Source organism: Acinetobacter sp. ME22 (assembly GCF_022012315.1).
Taxonomy (GTDB): domain Bacteria; phylum Pseudomonadota; class Gammaproteobacteria; order Pseudomonadales; family Moraxellaceae; genus Acinetobacter; species Acinetobacter brisouii_A.
Genome location: NZ_JAKLTL010000005.1, coordinates 188,014 through 202,161 on the forward strand (window position 1 = coordinate 188,014; position 14,148 = coordinate 202,161).

Here is a 14,148-nt window from a genome sequence, read left to right on the forward strand (position 1 = left end):
TTATCTAACAATTGATAAGAGCTTTCAACTGAATCACTTCCTTGTTTTAAATCCTATTTTAAGCTTGCGATAACTCTTTAAATTGAGGAGTTACGTTGCTTTTAACCCAGAAGCTCATAAAGAGTGAGAACACCACTGCACCAATCAAGAACATAAACACTGCTTGATACCCTGACCAACTTACCAACGCACCAATCACTACAGGGGCAACAAAACCTGCTGCCATACCACCTGTGTTGATAATGCCAAGACCACGACCAATTTGTTCTTGCGGTAATTTTTTCGCGGGTAATGCAATTACGAGTGCAAAGATCAATGATTTGAACAGGTAGACAAAACCTTGAGCAATAATCACTTGAGCAATTGTTACTGCTGAGTACATTTCATACAAACCTAAGCACATCAAGATGCAGCAAGGAATAATCAAACGGCGTTCTTTACCATCGAAGTATTTATTGACAATCCAACCACCCGCTGCGGTTGCCAAACCTGCAATCAGGAAAGGAATCGGCAACAACCAACCCACTGCTTTGAGGTTCAGACCACGCTCTGTCATCAGGTAAATTGGCATCCAAGTGTCCAGACCTTTATTGACAATACTGATACCAAACCACATCGCACAAATCGTCCATAAATATTTGTTTTTTAATACAAGGCTTGACGCAGTTTTGCTGTGATCCACTTGTTGACGAACCGCTTTGCTCGATGGTGTCAGGAAAGCAAACAAGAAAATGTAAATAAAGCCAATACCGCCAATAATCATAAAGGTATTGCGCCAGTCAAACGCCAAAATCAGGGGAGCCACAATCAAGGGTGCAATCATGCTACCAATATAGTTAGATGACACCATGGCACTGGATGCATTAGAACGTGCCACACCTGAAAAGTTTTCCGCGACACTTTTAAACGACGCGGGTGGAAAGCCGCCTTCACCCAAACCAAACAGTAAACGAATCACTAACAATGCCATTAAGGATTCAACCATGCCTGTCAGGATAGTGAACACCGACCAAAGTGCAACCGCCACTAAAATTACTTTTTTCGAGCCAATCTTATCGGCGAGCCACCCCCCAGGAATCTGCATGATGGTATAGCCAATATAAAACATACTCAGCACTGCCCCCATTTTTATAGGAGAAATCGCCAAATCTTTAATAATATGTGTTGCGCTAATGCTGATCGCGGTACGGTCAATAAACGAGATGCACCACCCCAAGTACAACAACAGAAATACTAGATATTTTCGAGCCCCAATTTTCTCGATCATCGTCATTGCCTGCCTCTCCATTGATTTAAAATTCGTCATGTTCAATATCAACATAAGTAGGCAACCCTCTTTGCTCAAGCGCATTTTACGCAATCGTCCATTGCCAAAATGGCAAGGCGCAGGCGAATCACAGCGCATCGCTAGCACCTTATTTTTCCAAATAAAAGACATGCACAAATGTTGCCAAATCAGCAATGGGGAGTTCTATTTATTCTAATTGTGAGAATCTGGAAAATGACTAAGATTTGAAGATAACGATCATGTAAACGCAGGATATTTCAGCATGTCCAAATCTTCAGAACTGGCGTATCTCAGCGCAGTTAAAATTAAACAACTCATTGAAACAAAACAAATATCTCCCGTTGAAGTTACCCAAACCTATATTGACCGTATTATTGAAATTGACCCAAAAATCAATTCATTTTGCGCTAAAAATTATGAGCAGGCACTTGAAGATGCCAAACGCCAAGAACAGCAACTTATGGCGGGGCAAGCTCAAGGCTTATTGTTCGGTTTACCGATTGGGATCAAAGACTTAGAAGACACTCAAGACCTCAATACCACCTACGGTTCAATGGCCTATCAACATTATGTCCCAAAAGCCGACAATGAACTGGTACAACGCGTGCGTAACGCAGGTGCGATTATTTTGGGCAAAACCAATGTGCCTGATATGGGTGCAGGGGCAAACACGCGTAACCCTGTGTGGGGTGCAACAGGTAACCCGTTTAACCCAAGTTTAAATGCGGGAGGTTCATCGGGGGGTTCAGCCGCAGCTTTGGCTGCCAGTCTTGCACCACTCTGTACAGGTTCAGATACAGGCGGATCGCTGCGTATTCCTGCGGCACTCTGCGGGATCTATGGTCTCCGTCCATCGGCAGGTTTAGTGCCCAGCCAGCGTAAACCGTTGGGCTGGACACCCATTTCTGTGGTCGGCCCAATGGGGCGTAACGTGGAAGATACATGGCTGCAACTGGCGGCAACCATCGGTTTATCTAAAAATGATCCGCTCAGTTACGATGCGCACATGCCTGCCGATATTCGTGACCTCCCACCGATTGACCTGTCTAAACTGAGAGTGGCTTATACCGAAGACTTTGGTTGCTGTGAAGTCGATAACAACATCCGTCAGGTCTTCCGCAACAAGATTCAAAAAATTGGCAAGCTGTTCCAAAGCTGTGAAGAAATCCAGTTCAATCTGGACGATGCACACCGCTGCTTCGATGTACTGCGTGCCGAAGCGTTTGTTGCTGGCCTGCAAAGCACCTATGAGAAAGATCCTGATCTGCTGGGGCCAAACCCGCGCATGAATTATGAAATGGGTGCGAGCATGAAATTGACCGACTGTGTCTGGGCGCAAAAAACCCAAACCCAGTACTTTAAAGATTTCCAGAAACTGTTCGATCAATACGACCTGATTTTGTCGCCTGTTACACCTGTTAGCCCATTTTCATGGCAAAACCTGTACTTAAGTGAAGTGAATGGCAAACCGCTAGAAAATTACTACCGCTGGTTATCGCTGACTTATGTAGTGACGCTAATGACCAACCCTGCACTGTCTTTCCCGCTCGGGCGTGATCATCTCAACATGCCATTTGGGTTACAGATGATCGCAGGCTTCCGCGAAGACACCACCTTGCTGCGTATGGCGGATGCCTTGGCACAGCACTGTGAAAACGATCCTGATTTGGCACAGCCACAACTCGATCTCAGTGTATTAATGCAAACGCATACCGACTTTAAAACAGGCATTGTCAATACCAGTCAGATCCGCAAGATTGAACACGATCAAACGGCATCTGCGGTTTAAGCTCCCCCCGCATAGCAGTCGTTCGCGGTTGCTATGTGTCCTGATCTTCAGTCACCATTTCAGGCACAGCCAGTTCATCATATAAATATTCTAAGAATACACGTGCTGCGTCAGGCAGGATTCGCCCACTCAACTTACACACTTCAATCGATAAAGAGTTATTTAAAATGTTGTCTTTTAACGGAATCGCCTTAATCAGATTTTGATTGAGATAAGATTTTAAAACCAGTTCGGTCGAGAGCGTGACACCTCCTGCCAGTACATAAGACAAAATCGCGCTAATAGTATTGGAGGTAAAAATCGGCTCAATCACCCCACCCTGATGACTACAACGCACATCAAACACATCACGCAGCACAATGCCGCGCGGTGGCAATGCCAAACGTACCGTTTCAAGCAGCGGTAAAGTAATACTTTTTCGATCCGCCAGTTCATGCTGCGGGGTAACAATACAATAAATCGGGGCATTTAAACGGTGTAGCACCGAAATATCGGACTGCGGCACATGATTAAAGGTCACGCCAATATCGGCAGTGCCATCTTTAAGCTGTTTAATGACATTTTTACCGCTATCGGCATGTAGAAACACTTGAATACCGGGGTAATCTGCCTGAAATTTGGCAATAATCGAGGGTAAAAAATCCAGTGAAAAACCTGTCGAACAGGCAATTTTGATACTGCCTTTATCTAAGCCTTTCAGTGCATTGATTTCATTAAAGACCCGCTCGCTATCGAGTTGTAATTTCAGCGCATAGGCCGCCAAAATTTCCCCTGCGGAGGTGGGTTTCATGCCACGGGTTTTACGCTCGAACAGCAACACATTCAGATTGGATTCCAAATGGGCAATTTGCCGACTGATCGCAGATGAAGCCACATTGAGTTTAAGCGATGCCTCGGCAATTGAGCCACAGCGCACCACTTCCAAAAAATAGCGTAACGAGGTTTCCTGAAGAATTTTAGAGTTCATTGTCCAAACTCGGGTCAATCCATGATGATTCACCCATCTTAAAAGATTGTTGCTGCACGCAGAAGCTTTTCTACGCGCAACAGTGATCGATTAAGTTAAGCAAAAGCTGTGCCTTGTGCTAAATATTTTTGCATTTCAGCTTCAGGCACCATACCACCACCTGTTGCCCAGACCAAGTGAGTGGCATTCTGTAATTGTCGTGCTGAGAAATGTTGTGCGTCCAGATAGTCTTGCGCCTGTGATACCACAACCGCACCATACATGCCTGCCAAAGCCGAAGGTTCCAGTTGAATATCTTCAACATCACTGAGTAAACGCAACATGTCATACAGACGTTGGTCATCGAGAGTGTAATAACCATCAATCAACCGCTGCATGGCACGCCCCACAAACCCCGACGCACGCCCCACCGCCAGACCATCGGCGGCAGTCAGGTTGTCAATGCCCAAATCCTGTACTGAAATCGCATCGTGTAAACCTGTACGCACACCCAGCAACATACACGGCGAATGGGTTGGCTCAGCAAAGAAACAATGCACATGATCACCAAAAGCTAGTTTCAATCCAAACGCCACGCCACCAGGGCCACCACCCACCCCACAAGGTAAATACACAAATAATGGATGATCCGCATCGACCACGAGATTCTTGTGCTGGAATTGCTGCTTTAAACGTTCGCCTGCCACCGCATAACCCAAGAACAATGTCCGTGAATTTTCATCATCAATAAAAAAGCACTGCGGATCTTGAGCCGCTAAAGCACGTCCCTGCTCCACAGCCACGCCATAATCCTGTTCGTATTCAACCACAGTTACGCCGTTGGCACGCAACTTGTCTTTTTTCCATTGACGGGCATCTGCCGACATGTGCACCGTGACGCGAAAGCCCATCTTGGCACTCATGATGCCAATCGACATCCCTAAGTTGCCTGTCGAACCGACTGCAATCGCATACTGGCTAAAGAACTGTTGAAATTCAGGTGTATATAACTTGCGATAATCATCTTCAATGCTGAGCAATCCAGCATCCAGTGCCAGTTTTTCAGCATGTGCCAACACTTCATAAATGCCGCCGCGCGCCTTGATCGAACCCGAAATCGGTAAATGGCTGTCGAGTTTTAACCAAAGCTGCCCAAAAATCTCTTGCTGAGATTGCTGTTGTAAAGCGCGTTGCATTGCAGGAATCGCCACACACTCCGACTCGATTTTGCCTTGTGTCGCTTCAAGTTCAGGAAATGCCAACATCAGATATGGGGCAAAACGCTGTAAACGGGCATGCGCCTGTGCTACATCTTCTGCGGTCAAACCCACATCTGCCAGTGCCACATCCAAGGTGGTGCTAGCAGGATTAAACCACACCGTTTCTTCTAAATTCTGTAGCTGTTTCAGCAACGGATACTCGGCAATAAGTTGATCGATTTGAATAGGTTGCATAACAGATTTCGCTCTTGATTAAACTGCAATTCGGTTCGGTGAAAAAATATTTGGATCCGCAATCAGTTGGACTTGTCCTGTCATCATTTCCGCCAATAAACGTCCACTGGCTGCACCCAAAGTAAAACCTTGGTGTCCATGCCCAAAGTTAAACCACAACCCTTTGTGTCGTGGTGCCGCACCAATATACGGTTTCATATCGACACTACACGGACGGCGACCGAGCCATGCAGGACTTGGTAAAGCTTCACCCAAGTCTAGCCAGTCACGGGCACGTTGCTGGGTTTTCTCCAGTTGCACAGGGGTTGCAGGTGCAGAAAAATGGGCAAACTCCGCACCTGTGGTCAGGCGGGTACCTTTTTTCATCGGGGCAAGCACATAGCCATATTCGGCATCGAGCATCGGACGGGTCAACTGACTACCCTGCGTATAATGTTGATGATAACCACGTTTCACAAATAACGGATTGTCATAACCCAGTTCGCTAATAAATTTCGATGACCACGGGCCGAGTGCAACAACAACATCTGGCGCAGTGAACGTCTGCCTATCGGTTTGGACTTGCCATGCATGATCTTGCTGTTTGAGTTGTTGAGTCTGGGCTTGAACCATTGTGCCACCAAGTTGTTCAAACAATCGTGCATAACGCTGCACCAGTTCACCGGGTTCAATCACACTCCACGGTTGTGTCCAGTGAATCCCACCTATTAAAGGATGATTGGTTTTCAGATTCGGTTCAAGCTGACTGATTTGACTGGCATTGAGAATCTGACTGGGTACGCCGTAACGCTGCTGACGATGCTCGGCATCACGAATCCCATCTTGCAAGGCTGCTTCACTACGATACAACTGAATCCAGCCATTTTTTAAAATCAGATCTTCCGCTTGTGCCTGAGCAATCAATTGCTGATGCTCTGCCAGTGCCACCCGAATCAGCACAGCATAATCCTGCGAAATCGCCTGATGGGTTTCTGGACTAGAATTACGCCAATATTTCAACAATGGCGCAGCATATTCAGGCAAGGCATTGAAGTGATAATTCACCGCGCTGTCTTGTTTTAGCGCAACTTTAAACAAGCTTGCCCATTCCCGCGGAAAGGCATACGGCTCAACGGCTTCACTCTGAATAATCCCTGCATTGCCATAGGAAGTTTCTGTGCCCGGCGCGGACTGATCAATCACCGTAACCGTATAGCCTTGCTGTTGCAAATGGATTGCGGTGCAAATTCCGACCATGCCTGCACCTAGCACCAAAACTTCTTTAGACATTGCTTATCCTTTTTTGGCAATCACAGTAATTTCAATTTTTGCATCAATCACTAAACCTGCAATCACGGTGGTTCTAACAGGATAAGGCTGTGCAAAAAAACGTTCGTAAACTTGGTTAAATGCCGCAAAATCTGATTTATCGGTCAAATACACGGTGACACTGATCACATCATTTAAACTGGCTGACTGCTGTGACAACGTCTGTGCAATCTTATTCAGCACCAATTCAGTTTGTGCTTCAATCCCTTCAGGAATCGTGCCATCGGCATTTAAAGGCACTTCACCTGACAGGAAAATAAATCCATGACTTTCAACGGCTTTAGAAAATGGAAGTTGCATCAGTTTTATCCTATTTTAAATGAAAGGTATACGTCAAAATAACGCGGGTTTGATCGATTCCACGATCTAGACTGGAACGAAAAGATGCCTGACGTAAGCGTAAAGATAGATTTTTAAATTTACCCGACTGTACGATATACGCCAGTTCAGTGTCACGTTCCCATTCTTTCTGCTCGGCTGAATTTCCTGAAATTTTGGCATTTGAACCATGTAAATATTTATTGGACAAGACCAAACCTGGCAAACCTATACCTGCAAAGTTATAGTCATAGCGTAACCACCACGTACTTTCATGCGGCAAGATAAAATAACTAACCATCACCGTAGTTGGTGTATAAGGCCCTGCACCTTTTAAGTAAGGCAAGGCTTCACTGCCATCAACTTTTTGATAACCCACATTAAATAAATGATGCTTGAGCTGATAGCTAAAACTCGAGGTGTACATCTGGTTGCTGATGCTGCCTGCCAGTGCCTGCCCTGAATCATAAGAATTGAAATAACGTAAATCGCTGGTGAATTTACCCTGCCCTAAGGGTTTGGTAACTTTTAACCCCAAATAATGCTGGTCATAAGTATCTTTGAGCTGACTGAAATAGTAAGAAGCCTGTACGTCTGGACTGATTTTATAGTCCAGTCCTGCATAGCTAAAGGCATCACTCGGGCGACTTTGTGTGTAACGGGTATAGCCTGTATCAATGCCCAAGTCGGTATAATCACTCGAATCCCGCTGCATGACCCGATCAATGCGTCCCATACGAAAATTCACATCTTGTAACTGGGTCGATTCAAAACTCCAACCCCGAAAGGTTTGTGGAAACAAACGAGCAGTATTGGGTAGTAACACAGGTAAATTATCAGGCTGTAACGTGCCATATTTTAAAATATTATTTTCATATTTCACTTTAGCAGTGATACCAAGTCGTGCATAACCATCTTTTGAATGATGTGCATAACTCGGTTCACCTGCCAATGTTGCAGTCGAGGTTGGCAACAACCCTGTACCACTAGTTTCTGCACTCGAATACAATTTCGCACCAAGCATAGCACTGACATCTAAACCAACACCGACTTTGCCTTCGGTATAGCCTGAATTAAAATTTAAAGTTGCTCCCTGTGCCCACTCTTCTTTTTTACTCTGCTGTGGACGGGTTGCCGTTTTTTCATTACGGTAATCTGAATCAAAATAATAATTCTGTAAAATCAGATCTGATTTAGCATCTTGGAAAAATTCTGCATGTGCTGCCGATGCCATCATCCCAGTTAAACCACTTAAAACAAAAATTGCCGACCGCCGATTCATCCCCATTCCCCAATAAAAAATTCAATGGCTTGAGGATTAAGATAGAAGCGATCTTGCATTCTCGACAATCACTTTTTTCGCAATAAACCCTTGCCAAATTGGCAACTTAAAGTAGCGTAGCCACGCTATTGAGGATGGATTTAAGTCAAGGTTCATCAATTTAGATGCAATAAGACAATAGCCTCATCAAAAAATATTAATCTTAGAATAGGTCACTGATTAGACATTAAATTTTATATTTATTAATAAAAATCAATGTATTAAAATAGAGATATACGATTATTCATTTTTAACAGACAACAAAAAAGGCTCAGTTTTTTCAAACTCAGCCTTTTTGTTTGGTAACAACATTTTATATTTCTAAAATGTTGGTGCGGAAGGGGGGACTTGAACCCCCACGCCCGAAAGCACTACCACCTCAAGGTAGCGTGTCTACCAATTCCACCACCACCGCATGTGCGTGCATTCTATTCGCTTCATTCAAAAAAGAAAAGTCTTTCTTGAGATTAATTTGCAGTTTTTTGCGTGGTTGATGAAGTTTCAGTCGAATTATTTGCAGGTGCTGTTACAGGTGCATTTGTTGCGCCCAAGCTATACGCATCTGCTGTTTGCTTCTTGGCAAATACCGCCAATGTAATACTGGTGACAAAAAACAATGCGGTTAAAATAGCCGTTAAACGAGTCAAAAAGTTCCCTGATCCCGAAGCACCAAATACAGTTGCAGCACCGCCGCCACCAAAAGATGCACCCGCTTCAGCGCCTTTACCTTGTTGTACCAAGATCAAGACAATCATCATCACTGCCAATAAAATATGCACAACCAATACAAATGTATGCATGTTAAATCTCCTTAAGATTGGCTTGCAGCAAATGCTTGTGCAATTTGATAGAACGATTCTGCATTTAATGAGGCACCGCCCACTAAAGCACCATTAATATCTGGACATGCTGCAAGCTCTTGAGCATTTTCAGGTTTAACACTACCACCATATAAAATGGCAATGTTTTGACCTGCTGTGCTTAATTGTGTCAAACCTGCACGAATTTTTTCATGCATGGCTTGTGCATCTTGTGCTGATGCTGTTTTTCCTGTGCCAATCGCCCAAATGGGTTCATAGGCAATCACGATTTGCTTTTGCCAATGTTCCTCACCAATAACTGGAGCAACATCACAAATTTGTTGTAGCACGATCTGTTCAGCTAAACCTTGTTCACGTTGCTCAAGTGTTTCACCAACACAGTAAATTACGGTTAAGCCTTCAGCTAATGCCTGTGTAATTTTGGCTTTCAATACATCTGGGGTATCAGCAAGCAATTCACGACGTTCAGAATGTCCAATCAAGACATAACCAATTTGACTATCTGCAAGTAAAGTGGCACTCACCTCACCTGTAAATGCGCCTGTTGCCGCAAAACGTGAAACATCTTGTGCCACAGTATGCACAGTCCGTGGTGCATTGTCTAATTGCACCTGTACCCGATTTAAAGCAATTGCAATCGGCGCAACCGCTAAATGACATTGTTGTTCTGAGATCGGAGCTTGCTGCAAATATTGTTTAAATTGTTCAATCCATTGCAGGGAATTCGCCCAAGTAGGGTTCATTTTCCAGTTACCAATCACCCAAGGTACAATTGCCGAACCCGACATACACGACACCCTTTCAAGAAAATGGGCTTATTTTACACAGTTTTTTTTAAATTGAAGCTTTTTTTGCTTTTTTATACAATTTAATCTCACAAGGCTGTTTTTTCTGTCAAAATAAGCAACCTTGTATATATTCAATTTTTTTGTTTTTTATAAAGGGTTAAATGCTTAGAATTGGAAACATCAAAATACCATGCCTTAAATTTGGGCTTAGCATTTTGAGATAACAAAAGTATAATTTATCCAATACCAAGTATGAGCAATACGATCACATCAATAAGGCAAATACATTTATGGCAGACACACCTATTACGCCACGCTTATCAGGCTTTGCCCGTCGTCTAGTTGCGGAAGGTCACGCTTCTGAAGATAAAATGTTGCAAGCAATTGATGCAGCAAAAAAAGCACAGCAAAAAATAGTCCCTTATCTGATTGATCATCTTGCAATCTCACCATTAACGATTGCTGAGGCGATTTCTACCGAATTTAGCGAGCCATTATTTGATCTTTCGAGTTACGATATTGCTCAGCTGCCACGTGAATTAGTTGAAGAAAAACATATTTTAAAACATCGTGTTGTACCACTAATGCAACGTGGTCACAACATCTATGTTGCTACAAGCAACCCGACAGATATCGAAGCGATTGATGCCATTCGCTTTAACAGCAAACTCAACCCCGAAATGGTGATTGTTGAGCATGATAAACTTGAAGGCTTTATTAATCATCATTTTGCAGAAGAAGATCGATTTAATTTTGGTGATGAAGAGCTTGATATCTCTGTAGATGACAATCCATCTGATGACAATAGCGATGATGAAGTCAAAGAAGATGAAGCACCGATTGTTAAATACATTAATAAATTATTGGTTGATGCGATTCGTATGGGCGCATCAGATTTACATTTTGAGCCTTATGAAAAATCTTATCGGGTTCGTTACCGAGTCGATGGTGTCCTACGCCAAATCGCAACACCGCCTTTACAGTTAGCCAACCGCCTTGCTTCACGTTTAAAAGTCATGTCACAAATGGACATCTCAGAAAAACGCGTTCCTCAAGATGGTCGTATCAAACTAAAACTCTCAAAAACAAAAGCTATCGACTTTCGTGTTAACTCCTTACCGACCTTGTTTGGTGAAAAATTAGTTCTCCGTATTCTCGATCCTTCGAGTGCCATGCTGGGTATCGAAGCCCTCGGTTATGAAGATGATCAAAAGGCACTATTTTTAGAAGCCTTACATAAGCCTCAAGGCATGGTACTGATTACGGGACCTACAGGTTCGGGGAAAACTGTTTCTCTATATACAGGTTTAAATATTCTTAATACTGAGAACTCAAATATTTCAACAGCAGAGGATCCTGTCGAAATTAACCTTGAGGGGATTAATCAGGTCAATGTTAACCCCAAAGTGGGTTTAAGCTTTGCAGCAGCATTGCGCTCTTTCTTGCGTCAAGATCCAGACATTATTATGGTCGGGGAGATTCGTGACCTTGAAACGGCCGAAATTGCGATTAAAGCAGCGCAGACAGGTCACATGGTGCTATCAACACTCCACACCAACAGTGCACCTGAAACCTTGACCCGTTTACGCAATATGGGGGTACCCTCGTTTAATATTGCAACTTCTGTTAATTTGGTGATTGCACAACGTCTTGCGCGACGCCTATGTTCAAAGTGTAAAATACCACTCGATATTCCAAAAAACAGTTTATATGAAATGGGGTTCTCCACAGAAGATGTAGCGGATCCTGAATTTCAGATTTACCAACCCGTTGGTTGTTCCGAATGCCGTGAAGGTTATAAAGGACGTGTCGGGGTCTATGAAGTCATGAAAATTACGCCAGAAATCTCTAAACTGATTATGGAAGATGGTAATGCCTTACAAATTGCCGAGACTTCAGCCAAATTGGGTTTTCATAGCCTGCGACGTTCAGGTTTAAAGAAAGTGATGCAGGGGGTGACTTCTTTACAGGAAGTCAATCGTGTCACAAGTGATTAATGCATAGAGAGATTAGAAAAAGGATAACACTATGGCGGTTAAAAAAGCTGAGGCGATTCCGACATTTGCCTATGCGGGGGTTGATCGTAAAGGTATAAAAATCAAAGGGGAGCTATCTGCACGTAATATGGCTTTAGCCAAAATTATGCTCAGAAAGCAAGGGATTGATGTTCAATCTATTCGTGAAAAACGTCGTAACATCCTTGAAAACATCTTCAAAAAACGCGTTTCGACACTGGATATCACTATTTTTACACGTCAGCTTGCCACAATGATGAAAGCTGGTGTGCCTTTAGTACAGAGCTTTGAGATTGTAGCAGAAGGCTTAGATAACCCTGCTATGCGTGAAGTCGTTCTAGGGATTAAAGGTGAGGTTGAAGGAGGAAATACCTTTGCGGGTGCTTTACAGAAATATCCTCAATACTTCGATCGCTTATTCTGTTCATTGGTAGAATCGGGTGAGCAATCGGGTGCACTTGAAACCATGCTCGAACGGGTCGCAATTTATAAAGAGAAAAGCGAACTTTTAAAGCAAAAGATCAAAAAAGCCATGAAGTATCCAATGACAGTTATTGTAGTTGCAATTGTCGTGACGATTATTCTAATGGTAAAAGTGGTTCCTGTATTCCAAGAACTATTTAGCTCTTTTGGCGCTCAGCTACCAGCCTTCACCCAAATGGTCGTCAACATGTCCAAATGGTTACAAGCTTACTGGTTTGCCCTCATTATTGGGATTGGTTTGGTTATTTTTGCCTTTTTAGAAACCAAAAAACGGAGTCAAAAGTTCAGAGATGGGCTTGATAAGCTGTCCTTAAAACTTCCAATTTTTGGCGACCTTGTTTATAAAGCAATTATTGCGCGTTATAGCCGTACTCTTGCCACTACTTTTGCTGCAGGCGTGCCTTTAATTGATGCACTAGAATCAACCGCAGGTGCAACCAATAACATCATTTTCGAAAGAGCTGTCATGAAAATTCGTGAAGATGTTTCAACAGGTCAACAACTTCAATTTGCAATGCGTGCTGCGAACAAATTTCCTGCAATGGCAATTCAAATGGTGGCTATTGGTGAAGAATCGGGCGCGCTTGACTCAATGTTAGATAAAGTTGCAACTTATTATGAAAATGAAGTGGATAATGCTGTTGATGGCTTAACATCAATGATGGAACCTCTCATTATGGCCATTCTTGGGGTTCTTGTGGGTGGTTTAGTTGTTGCCATGTATCTTCCAATCTTCCAAATGGGTTCCGTGGTCTAATGTCTGAGTTGCTTGATTATTTCATTCACAATCCGACAGCACTATATATTGCCATCGGTTTGCTCAGTCTATGTATTGGCAGTTTTCTCAATGTCGTAATTTTTCGCACCCCAAAAATGATGGAACAGGAATGGAAACAAGAATGTCAACTTCTCCTACATCCTGAACAACCCATTATTGAACATGAAAAACTCACCCTGAGCACGCCACCCTCCACCTGCCCAAGCTGCCATTCTGCAATTCACTGGTATCAAAATATCCCTGTAATCAGTTGGTTGTTACTTCGTGGACGTTGTGGGAGTTGTCAACATCCAATTAGTAAGCGCTATCCATTGGTTGAATTATTGACCTGTGTCTGTTCCATCGTTGTGGTTGCTGTTTTTGGTGCAACTTGGCAAATGCTGGCAGGTGTTGTTTTAACTTGGGTACTGATTGTACTGACTTTTATTGATTTTGATACTCAGCTTTTACCCGACCGTTTTACCCTGACGCTGGCAGGTGCTGGTTTAGCTGTAAACAGCTTGAGTTTATATACCACCCCGACACTCTCGATTTGGGGAGCCGTGATTGGTTTTCTATGTCTATGGGTGGTTTATATCCTCTTTAAAGTCGTGACAGGCAAAGAAGGTATGGGCTATGGTGACTTCAAGCTACTGGCAGCTTTAGGTGCATGGATGGGACCATTGATGCTACCACTGATTATTTTATTATCTTCAGTGGTTGGAGCTATCATTGGAATTATTCTGTTAAAAGTCCGTAAAGAGAATCAGCCTTTTGCCTTTGGCCCATATATTGCAATCGCAGGCTGGATTGCCTTTCTTTGGGGTGATCAGATTATGAAAGTCTATTTGGGTCAATAA

12 protein-coding genes and 1 tRNA gene are annotated in these 14,148 nt (G+C 43.4%); 4 read left to right on the plus strand and 9 right to left on the minus strand.

Translation table 11 applies throughout. From position 1 onward, the window contains the following. Positions 1-58: 58 nt before the first annotated feature. Positions 59-1,273 (minus strand): MFS transporter, encoded by a 1,215-nt coding sequence (locus tag LVY74_RS09250; RefSeq protein WP_237814831.1) that lies wholly within the window; start codon positions 1,271-1,273, stop codon positions 59-61. A gap of 277 nt (positions 1,274-1,550) precedes the next feature. Here LVY74_RS09250 and LVY74_RS09255 point away from each other — a divergent pair, with 277 nt between their 5' ends. Then, positions 1,551-3,077, plus strand: a complete 1,527-nt coding sequence (locus LVY74_RS09255; RefSeq protein ID WP_237814832.1) for an amidase — start codon at positions 1,551-1,553, stop codon at positions 3,075-3,077. A gap of 31 nt (positions 3,078-3,108) precedes the next feature. Here the strand turns inward: LVY74_RS09255 and LVY74_RS09260 are convergent, their stop codons facing one another. The 8 genes from LVY74_RS09260 to tpiA all read right to left on the minus strand — a co-directional run bounded on the left by LVY74_RS09260 (position 3,109) and on the right by tpiA (position 10,033). Then, positions 3,109-4,044 (minus strand): LysR family transcriptional regulator, encoded by a 936-nt coding sequence (locus LVY74_RS09260; protein WP_237814833.1) that lies wholly within the window; start codon positions 4,042-4,044, stop codon positions 3,109-3,111. A 95-nt stretch (positions 4,045-4,139) separates the two neighbouring features. Next, positions 4,140-5,477: a D-serine ammonia-lyase gene (locus tag LVY74_RS09265; protein ID WP_237814834.1), complete on the minus strand. Its 1,338-nt coding sequence runs from the start codon at positions 5,475-5,477 to the stop codon at positions 4,140-4,142. Between the two features lie 18 nt (positions 5,478-5,495). After that, positions 5,496-6,746: an NAD(P)/FAD-dependent oxidoreductase gene (locus LVY74_RS09270; RefSeq protein ID WP_237814835.1), complete on the minus strand. Its 1,251-nt coding sequence runs from the start codon at positions 6,744-6,746 to the stop codon at positions 5,496-5,498. Positions 6,747-6,749: 3 nt separating this feature from the next. After that, positions 6,750-7,085: a RidA family protein gene (locus LVY74_RS09275; protein WP_237814836.1), complete on the minus strand. Its 336-nt coding sequence runs from the start codon at positions 7,083-7,085 to the stop codon at positions 6,750-6,752. A 10-nt stretch (positions 7,086-7,095) separates the two neighbouring features. Then, a complete protein-coding gene (locus LVY74_RS09280) occupies positions 7,096-8,385 on the minus strand; it encodes an OprD family porin (RefSeq protein ID WP_237814837.1) in 1,290 nt (429 codons plus the stop codon). A gap of 369 nt (positions 8,386-8,754) precedes the next feature. Next, positions 8,755-8,839: transfer RNA gene (locus LVY74_RS09285), tRNA-Leu, on the minus strand. Between the two features lie 52 nt (positions 8,840-8,891). Further along, on the minus strand, positions 8,892-9,224 hold the full coding sequence (gene secG, locus LVY74_RS09290; RefSeq protein ID WP_237814838.1) for a preprotein translocase subunit SecG: 333 nt from the start codon (positions 9,222-9,224) through the stop codon (positions 8,892-8,894). A gap of 11 nt (positions 9,225-9,235) precedes the next feature. Beyond that, entirely contained in the window at positions 9,236-10,033 is a 798-nt protein-coding gene (gene tpiA, locus LVY74_RS09295) for a triose-phosphate isomerase (protein ID WP_237814839.1), read from the minus strand. Positions 10,034-10,323: 290 nt separating this feature from the next. Here tpiA and pilB point away from each other — a divergent pair, with 290 nt between their 5' ends. Genes pilB through LVY74_RS17760 form a run of 3 tightly spaced genes read left to right on the plus strand, consistent with a single transcriptional unit; the run spans position 10,324 to position 14,148 of the window. After that, complete coding sequence (gene pilB, locus LVY74_RS09300) at positions 10,324-12,030, plus strand: type IV-A pilus assembly ATPase PilB (protein ID WP_237814840.1); 1,707 nt, start codon at positions 10,324-10,326, stop codon at positions 12,028-12,030. 31 nt (positions 12,031-12,061) lie between these two features. Continuing rightward, a complete protein-coding gene (locus tag LVY74_RS09305) occupies positions 12,062-13,288 on the plus strand; it encodes a type II secretion system F family protein (RefSeq protein ID WP_237814841.1) in 1,227 nt (408 codons plus the stop codon). Continuing rightward, positions 13,288-14,148, plus strand: a complete 861-nt coding sequence (locus tag LVY74_RS17760) for a prepilin peptidase (protein ID WP_269090987.1) — start codon at positions 13,288-13,290, stop codon at positions 14,146-14,148. The genes LVY74_RS09305 and LVY74_RS17760 overlap by 1 nt, the downstream gene beginning before the upstream one ends.